Source organism: Paenibacillus sp. FSL H7-0350 (assembly GCF_038593195.1).
GTDB lineage: Bacteria > Bacillota > Bacilli > Paenibacillales > Paenibacillaceae > Paenibacillus_AQ.
This window is the reverse complement of the sequence record NZ_CP151972.1, coordinates 934,856-958,591: the sequence shown is the minus strand read 5'-3', so window position 1 is coordinate 958,591 and position 23,736 is coordinate 934,856. Positions and strand designations below refer to the sequence as shown.

Genomic DNA, 23,736 nt, shown 5'->3' with positions numbered 1-23,736 from the left:
CCTGCGTATTTTTGATCCGCTTTTATCAAAACTTCAATTGGTCAAAAATTTTAACGAATATTTTCGCAATGTTTTTGGCATCATCGATACCCCTATGGTGAGTACCTTCAAGCGGCAGTTTAAGCATAGTCAAAGCTCTCTCCATGCCTACGCCCCGCTCCTTGCCAATCATCCTCCCGTGCTGATGCTTGAGACTGATATGGTTATCCGTCCATTCACTTGCGATTTGATGGAGTGCACAATCCTTCTGCAACTGGTTTTTATCATAAAACCCCCAGGAGCAGAGGATATGAGGTTCAATACCTATCCACTCTCGAAATTGATAGATTGCCTGCGGAAAATATATTGAAGCATCCACATCCGTCTGAGAAATGGAGGTAAGCCGCTTACAAAAATCAGAAAGCTGTGGGCTTAATGCAGGCTTGACAAAAATTTGGAATTCGCTCACAGTCTTCAGCCTTTCATTGAGTTTTACGGCTCCGATTTCAATAATTTCGTTTTGCCTTTTGCGGTCATTTTCCCAACAAGTAGCTTCCAGATCAAAAATGATATAGTTCATATATACTCCTTTTGTAATTCGAATCGATAGACCCATCGCTCCGGGCTATGCCTAAATTTTCTTCCAATTGCGTTAGACCGCTTGCAGCAACAGCCTGGAAAACCGGTAATTACTGCAGCCTATAGCTCTTACTTTACCAGCTTTAACCAAACAATCAAAAGTCTCCAAGGTCTCCTCAAGTTCAGTTTTGTTATCGTCAACATGAGCTCTGTTTTTTCTTTCTTTCATCCATTCGCCAAGCAAAGACTCGCTTTCTCCGCCAACACAGCCTTCGTTCCATATCGCATAATTATTGGCTGTATCCAGAAAGTTTCCCCCTGTCTCAATTAAAACAAAAAAACCGCGCTGGGCGCGGATCTTATAGGACTGTGTTATTGTCCAGCGACAATAATTATTTTTCTGGATATAAGACTATTCACCCGTTTCAGCAAATTGTTTGATGCGCTCGCCCACTTGATCACGAACCCGCTGGAAGACCGCCCACTTCTCCTCATCAGTTCCTTGAGTCTTCGCCGGATCATCGAATCCCCAGTGCTCCCGTTTCACCTGAGGCGGGGTAACCGGGCATTTATCTGCTGCATCTCCACATAATGTAATAACGAGATCAGAGCTGTTCAGCAGCTGCGGATCAATAATATCTGATGTTTGACCTGAGATATCTATACCTACTTCACTCATCGCCTGAACGGCTTTCGGATTCAAACCATGAGCCTCAATGCCGGCACTGTAAACATTCCAGTCATTGCTCAAATATTTCTTGGCCCATCCTTCCGCCATCTGGCTCCGGCAGGAGTTTCCTGTACACAAAAAGTAAATGGTCTTCTTATCCATAAGTCTCAATCTCCTTCGAGTTTAAAATAGGGTCAATGTTATATATAAACCAAGCAGTGTGATGAACAGCGTAGGGATCGTCAAAATAATGCCTGTTTTAAAGTACGTTCCCCAGGATATCTTTACTCCTTTGGTGGAAAGCACGTGCAGCCACAGTAAGGTAGCCAGTGAACCAATGGGTGTTATCTTCGGACCTAAGTCAGAACCAATAACATTTGCATAAATCAAAGCTTCTTTAATCAGTCCGGAAGTGTTCGTGGCATCAATGGCCAGTGCATCAATCATTACAGTAGGCATGTTGTTCATTATGGAGGAGATCACCGCGGCAATAAAGCCCATCCCCATCGTTGCTGCGAACAGCCCTTGATCGGCAACGGCCTGGATGGCATCAGCTAACACATTCGTAAGACCCGCATTTCTTAGACCATATACGACAACATACATACCGATGGAAAAGAAAACAATCGCCCAAGGTGCTCCCTTCACCACTTCCATTGCAGGTACAGCTGGACTTCTCCTTGCCATAAGCAGGAAAAAGATTGCGATAACCCCGGCTACAACAGACACTGGGATATTCAGGAACTCACTCACGAAGTACCCTGCCAGCAGAACTGCTAATACCCACCAGGATAGCTTGAACATCTTCTTATCTTTGATAGCTTCCGCCGGATTTTTCAGCTGGGAGCTGTCAAAGTTTCTGGAAATGCTTTTGCGGAAGAAGAAATAAAGCACGAGAATACTTGCCCCTAAGGAGAATAAGGTAGGCATTAACATCCGTCCGGCATATTCCATAAAGGTTAGTCCGAAAAAGTCAGCCGATACGATATTCACCAGATTGCTTACAACCAGGGGCAAAGACGTAGTATCTGCTATAAACCCGCTAGCAATGATGAACGGAAAAACCTTTTTCTCATCAAAATTCAGCGCACGGACCATAGCCAGCACAATTGGTGTTAGAATGAGCGCTGCTCCGTCATTAGCAAAAAATGCCGCTACTACAGCACCCAGAATGATGACATAGATAAACATTAGGGTTCCATTCCCGCTAGCAGCTTTGGCCATATGTAAAGCAGCCCATTCGAAGAATCCAATTTTATCGAGGATTAGGGAGATCAAAATGATTGCTACAAAGGCCAGTGTGGCATTCCACACAATCAGCGTAACATCCAGAACATCATTCAAGCTGACGACACCGACAAGTAAGGCGAGTAACGCTCCGCCGCAGGCAGACCAGCCAATGGACAGATGTTTAGGCTGCCAAATGACAAAAATTAATGTGACGATAAATATAAGACTCGCTAAAACTACCAAATGATCTCCCCCATTATATGTCTATATAACACATTGCAGAGCACTCCCTTCAAATGCTTAAGTATAATAACGTACATCATTATATAATTATATGATTATATATTCAATATCAAAATATTACTCGCAGCAGGCAGCACCAGACGGCTTGTTTAAACTGGATAGAATGAAGCTGGTATCCGGTGTAAGCTGAAGAATGGCCGCAACATGAGGCTTATCTTCAATGCTTAAAGAGTAATACACCCACTGACCTTTTTTTTGTTCCTTAACCAATCCGCTGCTTTTCAATTTGCGCAGATGCTGGCTTACGGCTGGTTGGGAGATGTCAAAAAGATCCACGAATTCACATACACACCACTCCCGTTCTTTTAAAAGGGTTAGAATCGTGAGCCGTGTTTTATCTCCAAGGAGTTTTAAATCTTCCGCAAGTTCATTTAGTACATTCATTTAAAAGCTCCTCCCATCTATATAAGGCAATACTTATATTCTAAGACCTTAATGGCCAATTAGCAACCAGATGAAAATAATATTTGCATTTTGCAATCAATTGCGGTATAACCAGTTCAAGAGGTGAACACATGGAAACCCCACGAGAACTATTTCAAATCATGACCCGGCGCTTAGGGCTTCTCAATAAGGACTGCTGCAGTGTAAGGGGATGTAAACTATCCGCGGCCCAAAGCCATCTGCTTTATGAGATCGCCCGGAGCCACAATCCTTCCATGCAGCAAGTTGCCGAAGCACTGGGCACGGATATTACCACCTTCAGCAGACAAGTCCAGTCGTTGGTGAAAATGAATTTGGTAGAAAAGACACCTGAACCCAGCGATCGGAGAATCTATACCCTTTCCCTTACTTCCGAAGGAAAACTGGTGGCTGCAACTATTGATCAACAAATGAATGAATACCTGATTGAAGCCTTCTCGCATATGAGTGAGTTTGAAGTAGAAACATTGCTACGATCCATCAAGCTTTTCAACGATGCTATGGGGAAATCCAGCAATTGCTGCGCACCTGTTAAAGGGTGATTTCCCTTGGCTTTTATTTGTAACTTGCAAGTTATTTTAATGATAAGGAGTGTGTATTCATGAACAAACTTACGAATGACCAAATCCGCCAAAATGTACGGGGACGTTATCAAACCATTGCTGTACAAAAGGCCGAACCTGCCTCCTCCTGCTGCTCCTCTGCTGACAGCTGCTGTGACAGCCCAACTGATTATGATGCCATATCTGCTAAAATGGGATATTCAAGTGAGGATCTGGCCGCAGCTCCTGAAGGCGCAAATTTAGGTCTTGGTTGCGGTAATCCCCAGGCTATTGCTGAGCTGAAGCCTGGTGAACATGTTATGGATCTCGGGAGCGGCGGCGGGTTCGATTGCTTCCTCGCTTCCCGGCAGGTAGGTGAACAAGGCCATGTTATCGGTGTAGATATGACTCCTGAGATGATTAGCCGGGCAAGAGATAATGCCATTAAAGGTAAGTTTAATAATACCGAATTCAGGTTGGGAGAAATTGAACATCTTCCGGCGGCCGACAACTCGGTTAATGTCATAATCTCCAACTGTGTGATTAACCTCTCGCCTGATAAGCAGCAAGTATTCCGTGAAGCCTATCGCGTTCTTATGCCCGGAGGGCGTCTGGCCATCTCTGATATTGTAACTACAGCTGAGCTACCCCCCGAAATCAAAAATGACCTGGGCGAATTATATTCGGGTTGTATCTCCGGGGCCTCTTTCATTTCTGATCTGGAGATGATGCTTCAGGAAAGCGGCTTTACTGAGATCCATATTGAGCCCAAAGACGAATCCAGAACATTTATCAAAGATTGGGTTCCCGGTGCGAACGTTGAGCAATACATCGTCTCTGCTGTGATTAAAGCGAGAAAACAATCTTAAGGAGATGATCTAATGAGAGTGGTCAAGGGTTGTATCGGAAGATGGGCTACCGGCAGGTGGGTCTATTGGAGAAGCAGGGGATTATAGACAAAACGTTTATTGATGTGATGATTATGGAGAAGCTTCTACTATAAAAATGAAGATAAAAAAGGAGAAGTTCTACCCGTAAACGGAAGAACTTCTCCTTTTAATCAGTTCCAACTACTCCCTACTTACTAACCAATCAGCAACTTGTCCTCTGGGTAACGGTACTTCTGTTTAACACTTTTTTGTGCCAAGGCAAAGGCTAAGGTTAAAGGGCCCAGTCTCCCAATATACATTATAACTATGATGATACATTTACCAATCGGTGACAGATCAGGGGTTAAGCCCATGGACATGCCCACGGTTCCAAAGGCTGATGTAGCTTCAAATAAAAGAGCAAGAATATCCGTATGGCGGGTATATTCAGTAATTGTTAATAAAAAGGTTGCTCCAAGAACAAGGCCTAAGGAGATGGTCATTACAGCCAATGATCTGAAAATAAGATCTTGAGGTATCCGTTTTTTTAGCAGCTGCACATCAGCATTCCCCTTGATGGTTGAGAAGATGCTTAATATGAGTACCGCAAAGGTGGTCGTCTTGATCCCCCCGCCTGTCGAGCCTGATGAAGCTCCTATGAACATCAGAAAGATCATAAAGAACTGGGACGCCGGTAACATCGCACCAATATCAATGGAGTTGAACCCCGCTGTGCGGGTAACCACTCCCTGGAAATATCCACCCCAGATTCTTTCCCCCCATGTGAGTGTACCAAATGTTCTGGTATTAAAAAGCTCAAACACAAATATGACCAGAAACCCTGCAAAACAAAGCACTCCTGAAGTGATTAGCACGATTTTTGTGTGAAAAGACAGAGCCTTCCAGCTTCTCTTGCGGTATAGATCCAGAATCACAATAAATCCAATTCCACCAATGATAAATAAAAATGAAATGACAATATTGACTAACGGATCACCGACATACCGGCTCAGACTATCCGACCATAATGAAAAACCTGCGTTATTAAAGGCCGAGATGGAATGGAAAATTCCATAATATAAGGCTTTGGCAACACCCAGGTCATTTGCCCACCGGACGGTCAACAACAATGCCCCAAGAGTTTCGAAGATAAATGAGATCAGCACAATGCTTAGTGATAACCGGACGACCCCTTGTGTTTCAATGGAGTTCGAAGATTGTTGGATGAGTAAACGCTCCTTCAGCCCAATCTTCTTCCCCAGAATTACGGCAATTAGAACACTGAACGTCATGAATCCTAATCCTCCGATTTGAATGAGGAGCAGGATAATGATTTGTCCAAAGTTGGAGAAGTCGGTTCCTGTATCCAGCACCACCAGTCCAGTGACACACACAGCTGAAGTTGAGGTAAACAATGCATTTAGCCATCCCACACTAGTTCCGGTGGATGAAGATACCGGTAAGGACAACATAATTGTCCCCAGAATGATGGTTACAGCAAAACCTAAAAGAATAATTCTTGATGAGGTTAGACTGAGTTTTCGAGTAAACCAAAGGCACCTTTTTTTAAACATATCACTGGCTCCTGTAATGATTCTTTTCGTAAATAAACAGCGCTGCGTCACCTTCAAGGCTGTGTGTCCAGTGAGAGCATCAGCCAGGTAGCTCTTGTTGAAAACACTGTTGGTCCTTTAGATAATCGAGCAAAAGCCGGTTAAATAATTGCGGTTGACATAGGTGACTAGGATACATGGCATTCTCGATGATCGCTAAATGAGCTTTGGGATACTTAGCCGCTGTTTTTTTAACTTGCTCTAACACCCGCTCATTGTGATTACCTGACACGATCAGCACCGGAATTTGCAGCCGCAGCGCAAACCCGTAACCGTCCGAATACTTCAACGCCATGCGTTGCTTAATCCATTCTGTCGTCCGTTTATGCATAAGCTCTTTTCTCAAGATATGGTAAGCCAAGAGCCACCGGTGATAGGTGATACGTAAAGGCTTGATAAACATTTCAGCAGGGAGATAATGAGAAATCCAGGCACAGAACTGCAACGCTTCTTTCAACTTACTTCCACTAGCAGAGTAATCACCTTGAAAATAACTATCCACCCAAATCATGGTAATCACCCGCTCAGGGAACAGATAGGCGAACTTCTGGGCAAGTATAGCTCCAGTGGAGCAGGCTACAATTACAATCTTTTCTACATCCAGTTTATCTAATAATGCCTTTAGATCCTCAACTTGAGTGTCTAAGATCCGGCCAATCTCAACATTCATCTTCCCCGACAGCCCGTTTCCTCTTAGATCATAGACAATTACTTTCGCGCGCTTACTGAAATATTCCGCCTGTGGTTCAAAAAGATGGTGGGAGGTCGAATAATCATGGATAAAAACGATGGGCAGACCGCTACCCGATATCTCATAATACAAGGTTGTTCCGTTGACATCAACAATAGGCACTGCAGGATTCCCCTCTCATGAACGCTTACGGGGTTAGCTGACGGATTCGGACCTGAGTAGCCCTACTCGATATTCTCGAGATTCACCCCGGAACTTTTGGTTCCCCCGTTTCCTTTACAGGAATTCAGCGGCAAATATCATTTCTCAGATTGCTCCTTACTTCTTTCCGTATGGGTAAGCAGATCGTCTTGTATGCTGTTTTTCCACAAGGGAACGCCCGAACGGTAGGCCGCCCGGCCATTTAGATGGCCTGCGACCGGTGAAGTGATGAATACAAAAAGAATCGCCAGCAGCAGCTTGACACTGATCTCTCCATCTTTGAACCAAAAGTAAAGGAAGCCGCCGCCCAATAAACATAACACCCCGAACGTTGCACTTTTGGTGGCCGCATGTGAACGCAGATAGACATCGGGCAGCCGGATCAGACCAAAGGCACTAATGCCGCAAAAAATGGCGCCCAGCACTACTAGAATCGAGCTAAACAACTCACCTGTCATGCAGTTCCCCTCCTTCTTCCACAACAACCCCACGTTCGATATACCTTGCGAGTGCAGTGGTTCCAATAAACGTCAGAATACCGATAACCAGAATTACCTCAAGAAAATTGCGGGTATCCAGCAGCATACTAATGACAGTAATCATAGCCAGTACATGAATGCCTATCGTATCTAGGGCCGCCACCCTATCCGAACGGGTAGGTCCTTTCAGAAGCCGGTACAGGCACGCGAGTATGGCCATTCCCAGAATGGTCAATGCGGTAGTTAATAGTACGGAGACCATCAGCGGGTCACCTCCATGATCACTTGTTCGAAATTCCCCCGGATCTGCTTCACCATTTCCTCAGCATCTTTGATGTCAATAGCATGAATATATAAGGTCTTCCCATCCCTTGACACGTCGAGAGTTAGCGTGCCAGGAGTCAGACATATCAGACAAGACAACAGTGTAACTTCCCAGGCTGAGGTTAAGGCTGTCTCATAGGCGAATATTCCAGGGCGGATCGCCAGCTTCGGACGAAGAATATGATAAATCACCACAAAGTTCGAGATGGTCAATTCGCGGATAAAGATCAGCAGCAGCTTCAATATGGACCATAGACGTTTTAAATAAAATGGCCGGGCCTGGGGCTTGGATCTTCTGAATAACAGCAGCATCCCTATGCCGAGCAGAAACCCGATAAGAAAAGTGGCGCCGGAGCTGCTATTATTGATTGCCATCCACAATAAAGCAACTAACAGATTAAACAAGAATTGTAGAGTCATTATATCTACTCCTTCAGTATGGCTTGAATGTATTCCGCAGGTGAAGCCAGAACCTCTCCGGCCTGTGCTACATAGGCATATAGAGCATCTGCTCCAATACCCATTGCAATGACAAGCACAAGCAGTGCAGCGGCGACAGCAGAAGCTCTCTTCAGGTTCACAGCAGGCAGTTCTCTCTCAGGTTCATTTCCCCAGAAGGCCAGCCTGAACATCTTGATTAAGGAATACAGCACCATAAAGCTTGAGCCGAGACCGATAAGAGACAGTGTCAGCATACCGGCATCCAAAGCTCCGCGGATGATCAGCAGCTTTCCGGCAAAACCGCTCAGCGGCGGAATCCCCACCAGAGCAAGGGTCAATATAAAGAACATCCAGCCCAGGAGCGGGTATTTCTTAATCATGCCTCCCATTCCACTCAAACGATCTGTTCCTGCTGCGGAGATGATTAATCCGCCCAGTATAAACAGGAGCCCTTTAGCCAGCATATCGTGAAGCAGATAGAAGATGACTCCGTTCAGCGAATCCCCGGTACCTGCAGCAAGCCCGAAAGCCACAAATCCGACACTAATAATGACATTATAATTAAGAATCCGAGGGATATCCTTGTAGGCCACTGCCCCTATGCTGCCCAGAATCATGGTTGCCGCAGCCATCCAGGCGATCAAACTATGCGTGAGACTGGTATCATTCACAAACATCAGGGTGAACGTGCGGATAATGGCATATAGTCCTACTTTGGTAAGAAGAGCACCAAATAGTGCCCTGATCGCCGAAGGCGGTGCGCCGTACGATCCCGGGAGCCAATAGAACAGGAACAGCCCCGCTTTTAAGGAGAAGACGATTAAAAAAAGCACAGCAATTACGTTCAATATACCGCCTTGCCCCGCTTCAGCAATACGCTGTGACAAATGCGCCATATTCAGCGTCCCTACTGCCGCATACAGATACGCTACAGCTGCTACAAACAACGTTGACGACACAATATTGATCAGCAGGTATTTCGCTGTCTCCCGTAACTGCAGCTTGGTCCCTCCAAGGGAGATAAGGGCATATGAAGAAATCAGCATCACCTCAAAGAAGACGAACAAGTTGAAAATATCTCCCGTAAGGAAAGAGCCGTATACCCCGACCAGCAAAAAATGAAAGAAAGTATAATAATAATACCGCTCCCTCTGCTCTCCAATGCTGCTGAAGGAATAGAGCAATATGGCGAAGCTTACGATGGAAGCCATCATCACCATTAGTAAAGCGAACATATCTCCAACAAATACAATCCCGTAAGGGGGGACCCACCCTCCCATTTGTAAGGTCATAATGCCATCAGCATGTACACGTGTAACCAGCAAGGCTGTACTAAGGATAGTAAGGATACCGCTAACTACGCTAATCCCCCGCTGAAGGCGTATCTGCTCTTTGAATAGAATCAGAATCACCGCTGTACATAACGGAATCAGAATAGGCAGAACCAGAAGGTTATTCATTCTTTGACCTCCTTGATACTGTCGATTTCATCCGTACCTAAGGCCTGATAAGAGCGGTAAGCAAGCACGAAATAGAAGGCAGTTACGCCGAAGCTGATCACGATAGAGGTCAGGATCAGAGCCTGCGGCAGCGGGTCGACATAAGTCTCCTCATTACCCAGCACAGGAGCTGCCCCCCGCTTGAGTCCGGCCATGGTCAGAAGCAGCAGATGTACACCATGCGTCAGTAAGGAGGTTCCCAGGACAACCCGCAGGAGGATTTTGGACAAAATCAGGTACACCCCTATAGTAAACAGAATGCCTATTGCTATCGCCATTACTAGTTCCATCTTTTATCCCCTCCAATCGTTAAAATAATGTTCATCGCAACTCCTACCACTGCTAAATAGACGCCTAAGTCAAATAGCACAGCTGTTGCCAGTTCGACATCTCCAAGGATAGGAAGATGGAAGTGTCCGAAGGAATGACTCAGAAAAGGGACACCAAAGAGAAATGAGCCTGAAGCTGTAAGAATAGCCAGCATGAGCCCTGCTGCCGTGAGCAGGCGGTAGTTTACAGGAAACACTTTACGAATCTGATCCATGCCAAAAGCGATGGTTATCAGTATAAGCGCTGCGGAAGTCATCAATGCGCCAATGAAGCCTCCCCCCGGATGATTATGACCTGCAAAGAACAGATACAGGGAGAAGATCAGAATGATGATGACAATTCCTTTGGACATCGTCTGCAGAATCACATCATTACTGCGCAGAGGTACAGCCAGCTGCGGATCAATTCGCTTAGGCTCCTCTTCCATTCTCAGATGGACAAGGGCATAAATGCCCAGCGAAGCGATACCAAGCACCATGATCTCAAATAAAGTATCGAATCCGCGGAAGTCTACAAGAATGACGTTAACTACATTTTTTCCGCCTGCCAGAGCGTAGCTTTCTTGTAAGAAGTACTCGGAGATGGACGCGAACGGACTACTGCCCATTGCTGCCAGAGCGACCAGCGTCACTGTTACACCCACACCAAGCGAGATGATCAGGTTAGGCAGCTTGAAGCGCATGTTCTCCTTCTGCTTCTTCAGCTTCGGCAAGTACCGGAAACAGAGCAGGAACAGGATGACGGACACGGTCTCAATAATCATCTGGGTCAGCGCAAGATCAGGTGCCCGGAAAAGGACAAACAGCAGCGTCACCATGTACCCGACACCGCCGGTGAACAGGATGGCATTGACCCGTGATTTGGCAAAAGGAACAGCAAAGGCTGCCAGCAGCATCGTTACAATAACGGCCCATTCATAGAAGGATAAGTCCGCATACTGTTTCATGCCAAAGCTGATCCCGGGTTCCCGGAGGAGAACACTAAGCACAGCCACGATCAAAAAGCTGAAGATATACAGTAAATAATGGCGGTTAGAGCCGGTCATATAGGCATCTGTCAAACGCGCGGACCCCCGTTCCAGTAGACGGAGCGACGCATCATACACCCGGTTAAGCGTATTCCGCCCCCTGGCTTCACGGTCCAGCACCCGCAGCCGGGTATAGCTTTTGAACAGGAGAATTCCGGCTGCTACAACACCAAGTGTCATGAAGATCTCGGGTGTCCAGCCATGCCAGAAATGAATAGAAGTCTCAAAGCTCTCCCCCGGAGAGAGCATCCCCGTGTGTATGGAGGCCATTGCCGGCTCAATCAGCGTGACCGAGACCAGATCCGGGAAAAAGGCAAACACCAGTGTAAAAGAAATCAGAATGACGGGTGCCAGCAAGAGTCCTAGTGGAGCTTCATGCGGCGTTTTGTCCAGTTTGTCTGAATGCTTCTTGCCGCCGAAGGTCTTAAATACAAGAATCATACTGTATACAAAAGTAAATACACTCGCAATCCAGGCAATGACAGGAAAGAGCTGCAGCCAGAATCCAGAATTCAGAATATCGAACTCGCGGATATTCAGTACCGCAGTGAAGAACATCTCTTTGCTGAGAAATCCGCTGAATGGAGGCAGCCCGGCCATGGAGAACGCCCCCATTAGTGCGACCGAGAAGGTAATCGGCATAAGCGACATCAGTCCGCCAAGCTTGCGGAGATCGCGGGTGCCGGTCTCATGGTCGATGATGCCTACCACCATGAACAGGCTGCCTTTGAACACAGCATGATTGATGAGGTGGAACAGCGCGGCTGTAGTAGCCATCGTATAAAAAATCGCGTCTTGTCTTCCGCCGGCAAAGCCGGCTGCTGATCCCAGACCAAAGAGTGACATGATGAGGCCCAATTGGCTGATCGTAGAATAGGCCAGTAAGGCTTTGAGATCTGTTTGCCGGATCGCTTTGAACGACCCATAGATCAAAGTAAGCAGGCCGGTTACAGACACCAGCCAGAACCACTCCGATTGCCCCGCAAAGACAGGAGTAAGCCTGGCCACCAGATAAATCCCTGCCTTGACCATGGTAGCGGAGTGAAGATAGGCGCTGACCGGAGTCGGAGCTTCCATGGCGTCCGGCAGCCAGATATGGAACGGAAACTGAGCCGATTTCGTAAAGGCACCCAGCAGAATCAGCAGCATAGCCGGGATAAACATAGCGTGATCCGTGATGGTTCCTGCCAATGCAATAATCTCCCGGATACTATAAGTACCGGTCATCACATACAGCAGATTAAATCCGGCAAACATGGCAAGTCCGCCGAACACGGTGATCAGCATAGATTTGAGTGCCCCATAACCGGATCTTTCCCGCCCGTACCAGAAAGCAATAAGCAGGAATGAGGATATACTGGTAAGTTCCCAGAACCCGTATAGTACGATCAGATTATCGGACAGCACTACCCCCAGCATGGCGCCCATGAAGATGAGCAGGTACATATAGAACCGCCGGATTCCCTCCGTCTGTTTGTCGAGATAAAAAATGGAGTATAGCACAACGAGTGCCCCCATTCCCGAAATCAGCAGGACAAAGATCAGACTTAGCCCATCCAGGATCAAGGTGATATTTACTCCAAAAGACGGCATCCAGGCGAAGGTGTCTACTATAGAATCTCCTGCACGGATCACAGGAATCCTCGTCAGCAAATACAGGAATAGCGCCGCTGGCAGGGGCAGGACGAGCCATCCCAGATGGAAGCGCGCAGTTTGTCTGGTCAGCAGTAACAGCGCGGATAGTAGAAACGGAAGAAGAATTATGATATGCAGCACGGCTCAGTACCCCTTTCTATCTATAGTTATAGTGCTCACTTCGGCTTGACCCATTCATTCTGTACAATTCTTAAATATTGTGCCTCGCCATTGGTAACCATTTTAAAGAGACCTGTATTAAAATCCGTATCCAATTCCCGGAAGAAGGTGCCCTTTATCGCCTCGCTGCCAGTATTCTCCTCCATTAAAATATAGCGGTCGCCTTTTTTGGCCAGATAGGCAGTAAATCCCCGTTCATGTGTCTGCTCCAGAAGCTCGGGATACCTTTGAACGGCAACGATATGAAGATCAATGGTGCCGACCAGCTCCATCAGATCATTGATGAAATTGCCGCGTGTAATTTCCTGCCACAGGGTTTGGCTGGATTGCCCCAGCACAATCTGTGTCACTTGGTATTCTTGAGCAGTTTCCACGATGACCTGAGCTGTCTTTTTCCCGTTGCACTTACGGTTCAGAAATTGCCCTCCGGCATCCTGGGTCTGCTGCTCCCAAGCGGAGAGGTACAACTGCTTCTCGTGATTATATTCACCATCTCCGCTGGCATCAACAGTAAGAACAGTAAGCGGAGCCTGAAGCTTTCTGGCCAGCTCGCCGCCTCTCTGAATCAACCGTTGTCCATGGGGCCCGTAATGCACACACACCATAATACTCTCCAGCTTCATTTCCATTTCAAATCCTCCGTAAGTTAATTTTTTCCAGGTAAAAACACAAAAAGAGCCCACTGTTGGCAGGCTCCTCCGGGTACTTCAGTATACAATTGGCTTTATTATATAGTTCTCAAGAGAGAAAGTAAAGAATATTGACGGCGTATATTGTCCTCTCCATCCGGAGAACACTACTCTTTCTTGCCCAATACCCCATACAGAAATAGATTTCCTAACTCTTTTCTTAAGTCAACAGTTAAGTTCTCAGCAATGGACGGATTGCCTAGCATAGTGATAATTCCGTTCATAAAAATCATAATAGCTTCTGCAGATACGCCCCCAGTTACTTTCCCCTCAGCTTTCCCCTGTTCAATTAATTTCATGATTTCTGGGATGGCAACAGTATTGGCATACTGCTCAACATATGCTTTGAATGCCGGATCTGTAAAGATAAAGTTCTTCATCCCTTCGCTGGTTATGGATTCCTGATTGTTCACCGATACCTCATACATCTTATTCATCTTTTCTTCAAAGGGCAGGTCTGAGTTCATCATTTGGATGAAATCTTTACCCTCTTCCTCCATTTGATGGTAAAAAACTTCTTTGGCCAGCTCCTCTTTATTGCCAAAAAAATTATAGATGGATCCCGGAGAGACACCTGCATGCTGTGCAATCTCGCGCACGCCTATCTCTTTAAAGTTTCTCGTCATGACCATATCCGTTAACGATTCTAAAATTTGCTTTTTCTTCTGTTGTCTTCGTTTTTCAAAGCCATTCATGATATATTCCACCTAATTCCGGTATTTATGAAACAGTATACCCTTATGTTATATATTTATTGACTTCATAGCAAGATGAGAATATTATGTAACTGAAATCATTTTTGTTATATAACTTTGACGGGAGGCGTCAAGCTTTTGATTATAATCGAAGCATTAACCAAGCTCTATTCCAATGGCAAAGGAGTACGGGAGATTAGCTTTGAGGTGAAGGAAGGCGAGGTTTTCGGTTTTCTGGGACCTAATGGAGCCGGAAAAACAACAACGCTCCGCCAGTTGATGGGTTTCGTTCACCCAACGAGCGGGAGGGCAACGATCAAGGGCCTTGACTGCAGTAGAGACGCTGCACAGATCCAAAAGACTCTGGGGTATGTACCCGGGGAAATTGCGTTCTACGATTACATGACCGGACTTCAATTTCTGACCTTTATTGATGAGTTAAGGGGACGTAAAGATCATATACGCCGCAGTCAATTAATTGACAGATTCGAGCTGGAGCCTGGCGGGAAAATCCGTAAAATGTCCAAAGGAATGAAGCAAAAAGTAGGATTAATTGCGGCCTTTATGCATGATCCTGAGGTTATCATTCTGGATGAGCCGACAAGCGGACTGGACCCGCTTATGCAGAAACGTTTTATAGAATTGATTATTGAGGAACGCGGCCGGGGGAAAACTGTCCTGATGTCCTCTCACCTATTTGATGAGATCGATCAGACCTGTGAACGGGCAGCTATTATACGCGAGGGAGAACTTGTTGCCGTTGAGAGCATCCGCTTACTAAAAGCAGCGTTGCCGCAAAGCTTTGTTGTTACCATGGTGGATAAGGAAGGTATGGCTATTCTCCAAAACAGTACTCTGAATTATATACAAAGAGCTCCCCTTATCGTTGAGATCTTTATCAAAGAGGATTATGACCCTATGCTGCGCCTACTGGCTCAATGTAAAGTGGCTCATATGGTGTCAACTCCCCAGACGCTTGAACAGATTTTCATGGACTTTTATGGAAAGGGGCGCTGATTGTGATGTCTTGGGCTCTATTTAAAGCAAATATACGAGTTAACCGTTTTCTGTGGCTTCTGATTGTCGCCGTGTATTCTTTTTATTCCGTTGTATTATTAAGTATGTTCAACCCGGATAGCGCAGATGAATTGAAGGATATGCTAAATATGCTTCCTTCCGGGCTAATGAACGCCATGGGAATGAATTTCGGGTCAACCCTGCTCACGTTTCTGTCAGGGACGTTATACAGTATCCTTCTGTATCTATTCCCTATGATCTTGTCCATTGTTGTTAACCACCGGCTTATAGCCGTACATGTAGATAAAGGCAGTATGGCCTACCTGCTCTCAACTTCAAACTCAAGAATTCGGATCGCCGTGACTCAGGCCGTATTTAGTCTGACCTCTGTAACTGCAATCTTCAGCTGGATCACTATCCTGACGCTGATCACCTCTTCTGTCATGTTTCCCGGACTAATGGACACCAAGCAATTTATACTATTGAATCTTTACGCACTCCTGATGTATTACACGATTAATGGAATCTGTTTCCTGGCCTCCTGCCTGGCGAACGAAGCCAGATACAGCCTCGGACTGGGGGCCGGCCTCCCGATCACGTTTGTATTGCTGCAAATGCTCGGTGATTCCGGGGCAAGGCTGGAATGGCTCGGATATTTCTCATTATTCGCCTTGTTCGACCCGGAACGATTATTCGCCGGTGATAGTTTTGCATATATAGGGATGGCTGTATTTGCGGGACTGGCGGCTGTGCTGTATACTGTGGGAATTATTTGGTTTAATAAAAAAGACTTGCCTATTTAACTTATTTGGCAAGCTGGGGGAGTGGAATATGCCAAGAATTGCCCAAACATTCAAGCTGGAAACAGGAGCGGATATTGAGTATACAGTTGTCGGAAGAGGTGAACCTGTGTTCATTCTTCATGGCGGACATTCCAACTGCCAGGAGGATTTTGGCTATAAAATTCTCCTGGAGAACGGGTATTCCATTATTACACCATCGCGGCCCGGATATGGCCGGACAAGCAACGAGCTTGGAAGCTCATTAGATGCTGCCTGTAAAGCATATGAGCAATTACTGGATCATTTGAATCTTACTAAAGTGCATATTATCGCTGTATCTGCCGGAGGCCCCTCTGGCTTAACTTTTGCTGCCCGCTATCCCCATCGGGTTCACAGCCTTACGCTTCAGTCTGCTGTATCTAAGGCATGGCATAGCCATGAGGATACAACCTATAAAGCAGCCAAACGATTGTTTCATCCAAGAACAGAAAAGTATACTTGGAAACTCCTCTCCGTCTTCAGCCGCAGCTTTCCGAATTTTATCCTGAAGCAGATGGTGCCTTCCTTCAGTAGCCTTCCGGTCAGCCAAGTCATGCAACAATTCACTCAAGAAGATGTGAAACAATTTGCTGCCATGAATCAGCGCCAGCGCTCAGGGCATGGATTTATGCTAGATCTTGAGCAGCTAGCTTGGTTTGAACCTTCCGGTCTACCTGCAATATTATGTCCTACTCTGATTATACATAGTAAATATGACCAGGCCGTTTTACCTGCGCACGCTTATGCAGCCTTTGAACTCATTCCGCAAGCCGAGCTTTGTCTTTTTGAATCATGGGGACATTTGATCTGGCTCGGCAAGGATGCTGATACTATGAACAGGAAACTGATTGATTTTTTAAATATAACAGCCTAAACATTTTTCAAGACGTTCTTGCTCTCCTCCATCGTGACTATTCACCCGTTTCAGCAAATTGTTTGATGCGCTCGCCCACTTGATCACGAACCTGCTGGAAAACCTTCCACTTCTCCTCATCTGTTCCTTTAGCTTTCGCCGGATCATCAAATCCCCAATGCTCACGTTTCACTTGAGGAAGGGGAATGGGGCATTTATCTGCTGCATCTCCACATAATGTAATGACAAGATCAGAGCTATTCAGCAGCTGCGGATCAATAATATCTGACGTTTGACCTGAGATATCTATACCTGCTTCACTCATCGCCAGAACGGCTTTCGGATTCAAACCATGAGCCTCAATGCCGGCACTATACACATTCCATTCATTGCTCAGTTATTTTTTGGCCCATCCTTCCGCCATCTGGCTCCGGCAGGAGTTTCCTGTACACAAAAAATAAATCGTTTTCTTATCCATGAGCCGCATTCTCTTTTGAGTTTAAAATAGGGTCAATGTTATATTGGGTTTAATCTAAGGCATAATTATATAATTATCGTGGGCGTGGTCAAGGATTGTATCAGAAGATGGGCTGTCGGCAGGTTAGTGTATTTGAGAAGCAAGGATTGATGGACGGAGCGTTTATTGATGTGATGATTATGGAGAGGCTGCTATAATCTCCAAAATACGAAAAGGCCCAAGTGACTGTATCTGTTGTCAAATTGGGCTAATATGATCATTAAAGTTTAGCAAGGTTCATTTTCGGCGGGATATACCCGAGTTGCCTGCCTATTTTGACAATTTGTCCTCTATGATGAAATTCGTGGGTGATAGTGTGCGTAAATAACCAAAGTTCGGTTAACTCTACACTGTCACTCTGCCAGGATGCTAAATGGGTAGGATCCCCTTTGGTTTTAAAGTCATATAGAAATTCATAAACCAGTTCATCTATGTTCTTAAACATTTCACGCATTTTCTGTACTTTATCTATGGACTTCGGATTCACTTTGGGAAGTGATTTACCAAGGGCACGGCTCCCCTAACCATACCCGATAACAATCGGCTACATGAGCGTGCAGACTGCAAATAGAAGCTCCGCCAAAGCTTTCTACTTCTTTCACATAATCTGTGGGGGACATCGTTTCGCAATAACGAAATAATGATTCCCTTGTGCGTTGTATCATTTCATACTGGCTTTTGAATACATCCATCTTCTCGCTCTCCTTTAGCCTTTGAGAACCTCATTGATAATCATTTTAAACAAGGACTTTAGATATCTATAATAACTATTATGTTTCATAATGTCAAGGCTCATACGTAAAGTAAAGATATATTAAGTTCGCATTTGCTTCATGAAAAAGGTATAATTCACTTCAAGTTAGCTTTAAGTATGAAAGGAGCAATTTGGCATGTACAGTATTAGTGAAATTGAGAAGATCACAGGTTTACGCCCCTCCACTCTGCGCTATTATGAACAAGAAGGCATCTTGCCGCAGGTTGAACGGAATGCTTTAGGTCGGAGAGAATATTCGGATGAAGTCTTAGAGTGGCTTGAACTGGTAATCGCTCTCAAAGATACGGGAATGTCGATTGAAGATATTAAGGCTTATACAGAGCTGATCCGGCAAGGCGATCCTTCTCTGGAGGCCAGAAAACAATTTTTGCTTACGCATAAAGCTAAAGTGGAACGCAGTGTGGCCCAGACTCAATTTCATCTGGAGAAGATTATCCGCAAGATAGCGATCTACGATATTTTGATGTATAAGAAGATGGAATAGTCTATGAATATTCATATTGCAAAATCAGTATTGACTTCAAGTTAACTTTAAGATGTATAGTGAAGTTATACCCTTGAAGGAGTGATTACATTGTCTGAAGCAAAAGTATGGCTTATTACAGGATGTTCAACAGGATTTGGGCGGCATATCGCGCAGCAAGCGATTGAAGCCGGCTATAAAGTTGTGGTGACCGCACGGAATGTTGAGCAGGTAACCGGGCTTACCGCCGGACATGAGGATCAGGTGATTGCTCTCCCGCTGGACGTCACTAATCCAGAGCAGATCCGTAATGTGGTTGACCGCACGATGGAGAGGTTTAACCGTATAGATGTGCTTGTGAACAATGCAGGTATCGGTTATTTCAGCTCCGTTGAGGAAAGCGTAGAGGAAGAGACGCGTAAGATGTTCGAGGTTAACTTCTGGGGACTCATGCATGTAACCAATGCTGTTCTTCCTCATATGAGATCACAAAAGAGTGGTCACATTATAAACTTCTCATCCATTGGCGGTCTGACTTCATTTCCGACTCTTGGCTATTACCATGCTACAAAATACGCTGTGGAGGGCATATCCGAGAGTCTTGCCCAAGAATTGCAGCCTTTTAACATTCATGTGACTTTGATAGAGCCAAGCAGCTTCCGCACCGATTGGGGCGGCCGCTCTTCTGTCAAAACAGAGACAAGCATCCCTGAGCTGAAAGAATCTGCCGTCGGACAAATGCTGCAAGGAATCGGGCTCGGTGCCGGTCAAGAAGCCGGAGATCCTGCAAAGGCTGCTGAAGCAGTGATTAAAGTTGTGGAATCAGCGGAACCACCTCTTCGTTTGTTGCTTGGACAACAAGCCTATCAAGCAGCAACCTATAAATTTAACAATATGCTTGCCAGCATAGAACAATGGAAAGAAATAACGATAAACGCAGATTATAAACAATAAATGTATAGGTTGGCAGCTACTTTATTATTTAATAAAGTAGCTGCGAAGACCCTTGATCCAGTGTCCGTTGGCCACATCCACCAGCAGCTGAATTCGCTTGAACGTTAAGAACCCGGGACTGAGCAGCGCCATGGTCCGGATCGGATTATCACTGGCCGATGCCATCAGCATTTTGAAATGCACGTTGCTATAGTCGGGTTTCCCGTCTGCCGTAGTTGATTTGGCAATGACCCGTTCAATCGCCTTATAGAATTGCTTGAAGATAAAACTATGGTCCTTCATCTCAAAGACAGAGCATTCCACCGTAAACTTGCCTTTACCCCGCATGATAAACGGCTTGAAATCCCCATACACAGATTTGAAATCATTCACGGAAGGAATCCCTTCCAGCGTATAGTACCATTCATTCACTGCGCTTTTCTTCGGGGTAATCCCTTCAAGATGCACGGACGATTCCAGTCTGATATCGGCTGAGGAACTGCCGAGCAGTATTTTGTACTCTCCTTGTTCAATTTGCCAATCCCGGGAGTCGGGGTCATAAAAGGCAAAGCTGCGCTTATCCAACCGGAGAGTCACGCTCTGCCGTTCGCCGCTGGCGAGAAATACCTTGGCAAATCCTTTTAATTCTTTGAGTGGCCCGTAAGCTCCTTGTGTTTGCCTGGATACATACAACTGAACAACTTCCGCGCCGTCTGCTTGGCCATTATTCGTTATCTCAAGCCGAACCACAAATTCATTGTCCTTCAGACGTTCTACCTGGAGCTGGTCATAAACAAATGTGGTATAGCTTAGGCCAAAGCCGAAGGGAAAAGCCACATTCTTGTTAGCCTTGTCAAAATAGCGGTAACCGGCAAACATGCTTTCCCGGTACGGAACCTGTTTAGGATCTACACCATAATAGGAAGCATTCACCACATCGCTTAGCCGGAGCGGAAAGGTCTCTGTCAATTTCCCCGAAGGGTTGACCGTCCCATACAGAAGGTCTGCCGCAGCAAGCCCACCCGCCTGTCCGGACAACTGCATATGGAGGCAGGCTTTTACCTTTTCCATCCACGGTGTTTCTACTGCCGAACCTCCGACCATGATGGCGATCAGATTACTGGTTGTCTCCGCCAATCTGCCAAAAAGTCTGATCTGATTATTAGGAATAGACAGCGTGGTGCGGTCGAAGCCTTCGCTTTCATAAATCTCGGTCAGGCCAATGACCACGATGACTGTTGCATCCTGTTCGACTCCCGCAACGGCCGCCTCCAATAGCTCCTCATTCTCGGCATCCTCAAGCTCATACCCTGCGTAGAAGCTGAAGTCTGCACCATACTGCTCCAAGCCGTCCAGAAGGCTATGGATCTGAGTGGGATTAACCAATGAGGAGCCTGTACCCTGATACCGCGGCTGTTCGGCCAGTTTCCCGATGACAGTCAGTCGCTGCCCCTTGCTTAGCGGCAGGAAGTTATTCTCATTCTTCAGCAGGACACCGCCGCCTTGTGCGGCTTTGCGGGCAAGCTCATGATGCTGATTATACATATTCTGTGCATCTTTCTGCTTCTCCGCGCGATTAGTAGCTTGCTGTATTAGCTGCAGTAGACGCAGCACTGACTGATCAATATCAGCTTCGCTTAATTGACCGGAGAGCACAGCCTGATGGACAAGTTCATCGAAGGCTCCCTTGCTTCCCGGCATTTCCAAATCCAGGCCTGCTTTGAAACCTTCAATTCTGTTATTCATCGCACCCCAGTCGGTGATTACCGCACCTGTGAAGCCCCATTCCCCCCGTAATAGATCTGTCAGCAATTCCCGGTGATCACTGGCGTAGGTGCCATTAAGTTTATTGTAGGAACACATCACTGTAGCAGGCTGTGCTTCCTTAACCGCAATCTCAAAGGCCGGAAAATAAAATTCGCGGAGGGCCCGTTCATCAATCAAGGAATCGCTGCTCATTCGTTTGGCTTCCTGGCTATTGCCCGCGAAATGCTTGACAGACACCCCGGTCCCGGTGCTCTGGACACCCTGGATCCAGCTTGCGGCAAGCTTGCCCGACAGGTAGGGATCTTCACTGAAATACTCGAAATTCCGTCCGCTCAGCGGGCTGCGCTTCATATTCACACCCGGACCCAGAATTACATGTACATCCTCCTGAATAGCCTCCTGGCCGAGCGCTTCGCCGATCTCCATAAGCAACGCTTCATCCCAAGTTGCACCAAGCAGACTCGCCGTGGGGAAGCAGGTCGTTTGGACACTGGCGTTAAGTCCCAGATGGTCTGCTTCTCCCTCCTGTTTGCGGATGCCATGCGGGCCGTCACTCAGGAACAGTGCTGGGATCTCATATTGCGGAAATGCCTTGGTCATCCAGAAGGAGGCTCCTGAACACAAAGCTATTTTTTCTTCCAGACTCATTAATTGGATTATCGTATGGTGATTCATATAGCTCCTGCTTTCTTGTTAATGTAATGGTTGTGATGAATGGCGATCACGAATTTGTTGCTGCTTATGACCCAGGTTCTTCTCCACACTCAGGAATGCCAGCAGACCAATTAGTATCACACTGGTTATGGTCTCCAGACCTACGAAGGAGAAGGTGATTACCTGCTGAACAGCATCGTTTTGAGTGGAAATCAGGTCTCCTGCAGCATTGTAGTAAGGTGCGGCGTAGCCGGCCTTCGACAGCAGCCCGTTAAACATTCCGGTGCAGAGGCCCACCATCGTAACGGAAATTGTCGTGTAAATCGACATCGCAGTCCCGTCGCAGCGGAAGCCGTTCTTCCACTCCATATGGTCGAGTGTGTCAGCGAAAAGCGCCATGAAGATATATGCACTGGGCAATAGCCCCATGTTCTTGATGAACTGGCCGGTCAGTACCACGGGCATGCTGGCCGGGAATAGCCAACATAGTCCGCTGCCGATAGTGACCAGCATGAAGCCGATTGCGGTGATGTTCCGCTTGCCGAATTTTTTGGCAAGCGGCCAGACAATCACAATGCCAATCCCCAGCGGGATGCCACCGATCAGGGAAATCAGGGTCTGGGTTATACCGTCGTTATAGCTCCCAAGCACATAATTGCAATAATAGATTAGACTCAGGTTTTTTAGACAGACTGCAAAGGTATAAATTAGGAAGTACAGCAGAATAACCAGCATGTAGCGGTCAGATACAACCGCTTTCAATTGGGTGCTGAACGGAAGATTACCCCCGCCTTCCTGCTCTTCCCTTTCTGCGCTCTCGGCGGTGACTCTTTCCCTAGTGAAGAAATACTCCAGTAAGGTTAGCGGCAGCACCAGGATCGAGACGATGCACATCACGAGGATCCAGCGGCTCTTGTCCACCCCGATAACTGGCAGGATGAGCATCGGGAAGATCAGGGCCACAATGATTCCGCTCATCATGATCACCGAAATCTGGCTGAACACGGACAGCTTACCCCGCTGTGCGCTATCTCTTGTCGACAGCGGGACCATCAGATTGTGGCCCACATTATAGGAGGTGAAGGCAATCGAGTAATACAGGTTATAGGAGATAATAATCCAGATCACCTGAATCTTCGTATCTGCTTGAGGCACCAGGAACAGCAGCATTCCGGCAATCATCATCAGCGGAGCGGACAGAAGGAGCCATGGCCGGGCCTTGCCCTGTTTCGTCCGGGTCCGGTCAATGACATAGCCCATAACAATGTTGGCCACTGCGTCCAGAATCTTCGACAGCATCGGGAACAAGACCAGGAAGGCGCCGCCGGCAACGGAGGTTAAGCCTAGAACATCGGTATAATACACATTAAGATAAGAGGCCAGTACCGCATTTAGCAGGAGTGCTCCGGTAGGACCGATTAAATAACCGAACCAACGCTCCTTGGCTGTGGTTTCAGACTGGGTAATCCGTGAGTTCAGCCACCGGGACTGGAAGAACGCTTTCATATGATTCATTATGCTACTCCATTCTTTCTGT

24 protein-coding genes, 3 pseudogenes and 1 riboswitch are annotated in these 23,736 nt (G+C 46.4%); of the genes and pseudogenes, 9 read left to right on the top strand and 18 right to left on the bottom strand.

The window, feature by feature from the left end; translation table 11 throughout:
* Window positions 1-25: 25 nt before the first annotated feature.
* From NYE24_RS04430 to NYE24_RS04415, 4 genes are all read right to left on the bottom strand, one after another.
* On the bottom strand, window positions 26-559 hold the full coding sequence (locus NYE24_RS04430) for a 3'-5' exonuclease (RefSeq protein WP_076162308.1): 534 nt from the start codon (window positions 557-559) through the stop codon (window positions 26-28).
* A gap of 411 nt (window positions 560-970) precedes the next feature.
* Complete coding sequence (gene arsC / locus NYE24_RS04425; protein WP_342478153.1) at window positions 971-1,390, bottom strand: arsenate reductase (thioredoxin); 420 nt, start codon at window positions 1,388-1,390, stop codon at window positions 971-973.
* A gap of 21 nt (window positions 1,391-1,411) precedes the next feature.
* Window positions 1,412-2,701, bottom strand: coding sequence for an arsenic transporter (locus NYE24_RS04420; protein WP_342478152.1), 1,290 nt, complete (start codon window positions 2,699-2,701; stop codon window positions 1,412-1,414).
* Between the two features lie 117 nt (window positions 2,702-2,818).
* A complete protein-coding gene (locus NYE24_RS04415) occupies window positions 2,819-3,145 on the bottom strand; it encodes a metalloregulator ArsR/SmtB family transcription factor (RefSeq protein ID WP_036701483.1) in 327 nt (108 codons plus the stop codon).
* A gap of 131 nt (window positions 3,146-3,276) precedes the next feature.
* On the opposite strand from NYE24_RS04415, the gene NYE24_RS04410 reads away from it, so the two are divergent.
* The 3 genes and pseudogenes from NYE24_RS04410 to NYE24_RS04400 form a co-directional block, all read left to right on the top strand.
* On the top strand, window positions 3,277-3,726 hold the full coding sequence (locus tag NYE24_RS04410) for a MarR family winged helix-turn-helix transcriptional regulator (RefSeq protein ID WP_036701481.1): 450 nt from the start codon (window positions 3,277-3,279) through the stop codon (window positions 3,724-3,726).
* 59 nt (window positions 3,727-3,785) lie between these two features.
* Window positions 3,786-4,595, top strand: coding sequence for an arsenite methyltransferase (locus tag NYE24_RS04405; protein ID WP_036701480.1), 810 nt, complete (start codon window positions 3,786-3,788; stop codon window positions 4,593-4,595).
* A gap of 20 nt (window positions 4,596-4,615) precedes the next feature.
* A pseudogene (locus NYE24_RS04400) lies at window positions 4,616-4,729 on the top strand (GNAT family N-acetyltransferase); the annotation flags it as partial.
* A gap of 81 nt (window positions 4,730-4,810) precedes the next feature.
* Here the strand turns inward: NYE24_RS04400 and NYE24_RS04395 are convergent.
* The 10 genes from NYE24_RS04395 to NYE24_RS04350 all read right to left on the bottom strand — a co-directional run bounded on the left by NYE24_RS04395 (window position 4,811) and on the right by NYE24_RS04350 (window position 14,399).
* Window positions 4,811-6,169 carry a TrkH family potassium uptake protein gene (locus tag NYE24_RS04395; protein ID WP_342478151.1) on the bottom strand — a complete coding sequence of 453 codons (1,359 nt, stop codon included), beginning with the start codon at window positions 6,167-6,169 and terminating at the stop codon, window positions 4,811-4,813.
* 79 nt (window positions 6,170-6,248) lie between these two features.
* Complete coding sequence (locus tag NYE24_RS04390; protein WP_342478150.1) at window positions 6,249-7,061, bottom strand: alpha/beta hydrolase; 813 nt, start codon at window positions 7,059-7,061, stop codon at window positions 6,249-6,251.
* Window positions 7,062-7,068: 7 nt separating this feature from the next.
* A riboswitch (cyclic di-AMP (ydaO/yuaA leader) is annotated at window positions 7,069-7,201 on the bottom strand.
* Window positions 7,199-7,558, bottom strand: coding sequence for a monovalent cation/H(+) antiporter subunit G (gene mnhG, locus NYE24_RS04385; RefSeq protein ID WP_036701476.1), 360 nt, complete (start codon window positions 7,556-7,558; stop codon window positions 7,199-7,201). It overlaps the preceding riboswitch by 3 nt.
* Entirely contained in the window at window positions 7,548-7,841 is a 294-nt protein-coding gene (locus NYE24_RS04380; protein ID WP_036701474.1) for a Na(+)/H(+) antiporter subunit F1, read from the bottom strand. Before NYE24_RS04380 ends, mnhG begins: the two co-directional genes overlap by 11 nt.
* On the bottom strand, window positions 7,841-8,323 hold the full coding sequence (locus tag NYE24_RS04375; RefSeq protein WP_342478149.1) for a Na+/H+ antiporter subunit E: 483 nt from the start codon (window positions 8,321-8,323) through the stop codon (window positions 7,841-7,843). Before NYE24_RS04375 ends, NYE24_RS04380 begins: the two co-directional genes overlap by 1 nt.
* Window positions 8,324-8,328: 5 nt before the next feature.
* Window positions 8,329-9,804 carry a Na+/H+ antiporter subunit D gene (locus tag NYE24_RS04370; protein WP_036701471.1) on the bottom strand — a complete coding sequence of 492 codons (1,476 nt, stop codon included), beginning with the start codon at window positions 9,802-9,804 and terminating at the stop codon, window positions 8,329-8,331.
* Window positions 9,801-10,133 (bottom strand): Na(+)/H(+) antiporter subunit C, encoded by a 333-nt coding sequence (locus NYE24_RS04365; RefSeq protein ID WP_036701470.1) that lies wholly within the window; start codon window positions 10,131-10,133, stop codon window positions 9,801-9,803. Before NYE24_RS04365 ends, NYE24_RS04370 begins: the two co-directional genes overlap by 4 nt.
* Window positions 10,124-12,976 (bottom strand): Na+/H+ antiporter subunit A, encoded by a 2,853-nt coding sequence (locus tag NYE24_RS04360; RefSeq protein WP_342478148.1) that lies wholly within the window; start codon window positions 12,974-12,976, stop codon window positions 10,124-10,126. Before NYE24_RS04360 ends, NYE24_RS04365 begins: the two co-directional genes overlap by 10 nt.
* A 35-nt stretch (window positions 12,977-13,011) precedes the next feature.
* Window positions 13,012-13,644 (bottom strand): universal stress protein, encoded by a 633-nt coding sequence (locus NYE24_RS04355; RefSeq protein WP_051494070.1) that lies wholly within the window; start codon window positions 13,642-13,644, stop codon window positions 13,012-13,014.
* 167 nt (window positions 13,645-13,811) lie between these two features.
* The gene (locus tag NYE24_RS04350; protein ID WP_076153746.1) at window positions 13,812-14,399 is read right to left on the bottom strand and encodes a TetR/AcrR family transcriptional regulator; all 588 of its coding nucleotides are present in this window, start codon (window positions 14,397-14,399) and stop codon (window positions 13,812-13,814) included.
* Window positions 14,400-14,537: 138 nt separating this feature from the next.
* Between NYE24_RS04350 and NYE24_RS04345 the strand changes: the two genes are divergently transcribed.
* From NYE24_RS04345 to NYE24_RS04335, 3 genes are all read left to right on the top strand, one after another.
* Window positions 14,538-15,416, top strand: a complete 879-nt coding sequence (locus NYE24_RS04345; RefSeq protein ID WP_076153747.1) for an ABC transporter ATP-binding protein — start codon at window positions 14,538-14,540, stop codon at window positions 15,414-15,416.
* A gap of 167 nt (window positions 15,417-15,583) precedes the next feature.
* A complete protein-coding gene (locus tag NYE24_RS04340) occupies window positions 15,584-16,219 on the top strand; it encodes a hypothetical protein (RefSeq protein WP_342478147.1) in 636 nt (211 codons plus the stop codon).
* 28 nt (window positions 16,220-16,247) lie between these two features.
* Window positions 16,248-17,111, top strand: coding sequence for an alpha/beta hydrolase (locus tag NYE24_RS04335; RefSeq protein ID WP_036701461.1), 864 nt, complete (start codon window positions 16,248-16,250; stop codon window positions 17,109-17,111).
* A gap of 37 nt (window positions 17,112-17,148) precedes the next feature.
* Here NYE24_RS04335 and arsC (NYE24_RS04330) read toward each other — a convergent pair.
* A pseudogene (gene arsC, locus NYE24_RS04330) lies at window positions 17,149-17,568 on the bottom strand (arsenate reductase (thioredoxin)).
* An 86-nt stretch (window positions 17,569-17,654) separates the two neighbouring features.
* Between arsC (NYE24_RS04330) and NYE24_RS04325 the strand changes: the two are divergent.
* Window positions 17,655-17,765, top strand: a pseudogene (locus NYE24_RS04325) (GNAT family N-acetyltransferase); the annotation flags it as partial.
* 62 nt (window positions 17,766-17,827) lie between these two features.
* Here NYE24_RS04325 and NYE24_RS04320 read toward each other — a convergent pair.
* Complete coding sequence (locus NYE24_RS04320) at window positions 17,828-18,061, bottom strand: DinB family protein (RefSeq protein ID WP_342478146.1); 234 nt, start codon at window positions 18,059-18,061, stop codon at window positions 17,828-17,830.
* A gap of 436 nt (window positions 18,062-18,497) precedes the next feature.
* Between NYE24_RS04320 and NYE24_RS04315 the strand changes: the two genes are divergently transcribed.
* Window positions 18,498-18,866: a MerR family transcriptional regulator gene (locus NYE24_RS04315; protein WP_036701457.1), complete on the top strand. Its 369-nt coding sequence runs from the start codon at window positions 18,498-18,500 to the stop codon at window positions 18,864-18,866.
* Window positions 18,867-18,956: 90 nt separating this feature from the next.
* Complete coding sequence (locus tag NYE24_RS04310) at window positions 18,957-19,799, top strand: oxidoreductase (protein WP_342478145.1); 843 nt, start codon at window positions 18,957-18,959, stop codon at window positions 19,797-19,799.
* Between the two features lie 24 nt (window positions 19,800-19,823).
* Here the strand turns inward: NYE24_RS04310 and NYE24_RS04305 are convergent, their stop codons facing one another.
* Both NYE24_RS04305 and NYE24_RS04300 read right to left on the bottom strand, forming a co-directional pair.
* A complete protein-coding gene (locus NYE24_RS04305; RefSeq protein WP_342478144.1) occupies window positions 19,824-22,145 on the bottom strand; it encodes a glycoside hydrolase family 3 C-terminal domain-containing protein in 2,322 nt (773 codons plus the stop codon).
* 93 nt (window positions 22,146-22,238) lie between these two features.
* On the bottom strand, window positions 22,239-23,714 hold the full coding sequence (locus NYE24_RS04300; protein ID WP_063829078.1) for an MFS transporter: 1,476 nt from the start codon (window positions 23,712-23,714) through the stop codon (window positions 22,239-22,241).
* Window positions 23,715-23,736 lie beyond the last annotated feature (22 nt).

Bases quoted from the DNA above. Each gene is read 5' to 3' on its own strand.
- mnhG (WP_036701476.1), bottom strand. From the start codon at position 7,558: ATGACAGGTGAGTTGTTTAGCTCGATTCTAGTAGTGCTGGGCGCCATT.
- NYE24_RS04340 (WP_342478147.1), top strand. From the start codon at position 15,584: ATGAACGCCATGGGAATGAATTTCGGGTCAACCCTGCTCACGTTTCTG.
- NYE24_RS04415 (WP_036701483.1), bottom strand. From the start codon at position 3,145: ATGAATGTACTAAATGAACTTGCGGAAGATTTAAAACTCCTTGGAGAT.
- NYE24_RS04355 (WP_051494070.1), bottom strand. From the start codon at position 13,644: ATGGAAATGAAGCTGGAGAGTATTATGGTGTGTGTGCATTACGGGCCC.
- NYE24_RS04305 (WP_342478144.1), bottom strand. From the start codon at position 22,145: ATGACCAAGGCATTTCCGCAATATGAGATCCCAGCACTGTTCCTGAGT.
- NYE24_RS04430 (WP_076162308.1), bottom strand. From the start codon at position 559: ATGAACTATATCATTTTTGATCTGGAAGCTACTTGTTGGGAAAATGAC.
- NYE24_RS04375 (WP_342478149.1), bottom strand. From the start codon at position 8,323: ATGACTCTACAATTCTTGTTTAATCTGTTAGTTGCTTTATTGTGGATG.
- NYE24_RS04350 (WP_076153746.1), bottom strand. From the start codon at position 14,399: ATGAATGGCTTTGAAAAACGAAGACAACAGAAGAAAAAGCAAATTTTA.
- NYE24_RS04380 (WP_036701474.1), bottom strand. From the start codon at position 7,841: ATGGTCTCCGTACTATTAACTACCGCATTGACCATTCTGGGAATGGCC.
- NYE24_RS04320 (WP_342478146.1), bottom strand. From the start codon at position 18,061: ATGCGTGAAATGTTTAAGAACATAGATGAACTGGTTTATGAATTTCTA.
- NYE24_RS04405 (WP_036701480.1), top strand. From the start codon at position 3,786: ATGAACAAACTTACGAATGACCAAATCCGCCAAAATGTACGGGGACGT.
- NYE24_RS04370 (WP_036701471.1), bottom strand. From the start codon at position 9,804: ATGAATAACCTTCTGGTTCTGCCTATTCTGATTCCGTTATGTACAGCG.
- arsC (WP_342478153.1), bottom strand. From the start codon at position 1,390: ATGGATAAGAAGACCATTTACTTTTTGTGTACAGGAAACTCCTGCCGG.
- NYE24_RS04300 (WP_063829078.1), bottom strand. From the start codon at position 23,714: ATGAATCATATGAAAGCGTTCTTCCAGTCCCGGTGGCTGAACTCACGG.
- NYE24_RS04335 (WP_036701461.1), top strand. From the start codon at position 16,248: ATGCCAAGAATTGCCCAAACATTCAAGCTGGAAACAGGAGCGGATATT.
- NYE24_RS04365 (WP_036701470.1), bottom strand. From the start codon at position 10,133: ATGGAACTAGTAATGGCGATAGCAATAGGCATTCTGTTTACTATAGGG.
- NYE24_RS04410 (WP_036701481.1), top strand. From the start codon at position 3,277: ATGGAAACCCCACGAGAACTATTTCAAATCATGACCCGGCGCTTAGGG.
- NYE24_RS04315 (WP_036701457.1), top strand. From the start codon at position 18,498: ATGTACAGTATTAGTGAAATTGAGAAGATCACAGGTTTACGCCCCTCC.
- NYE24_RS04395 (WP_342478151.1), bottom strand. From the start codon at position 6,169: ATGTTTAAAAAAAGGTGCCTTTGGTTTACTCGAAAACTCAGTCTAACC.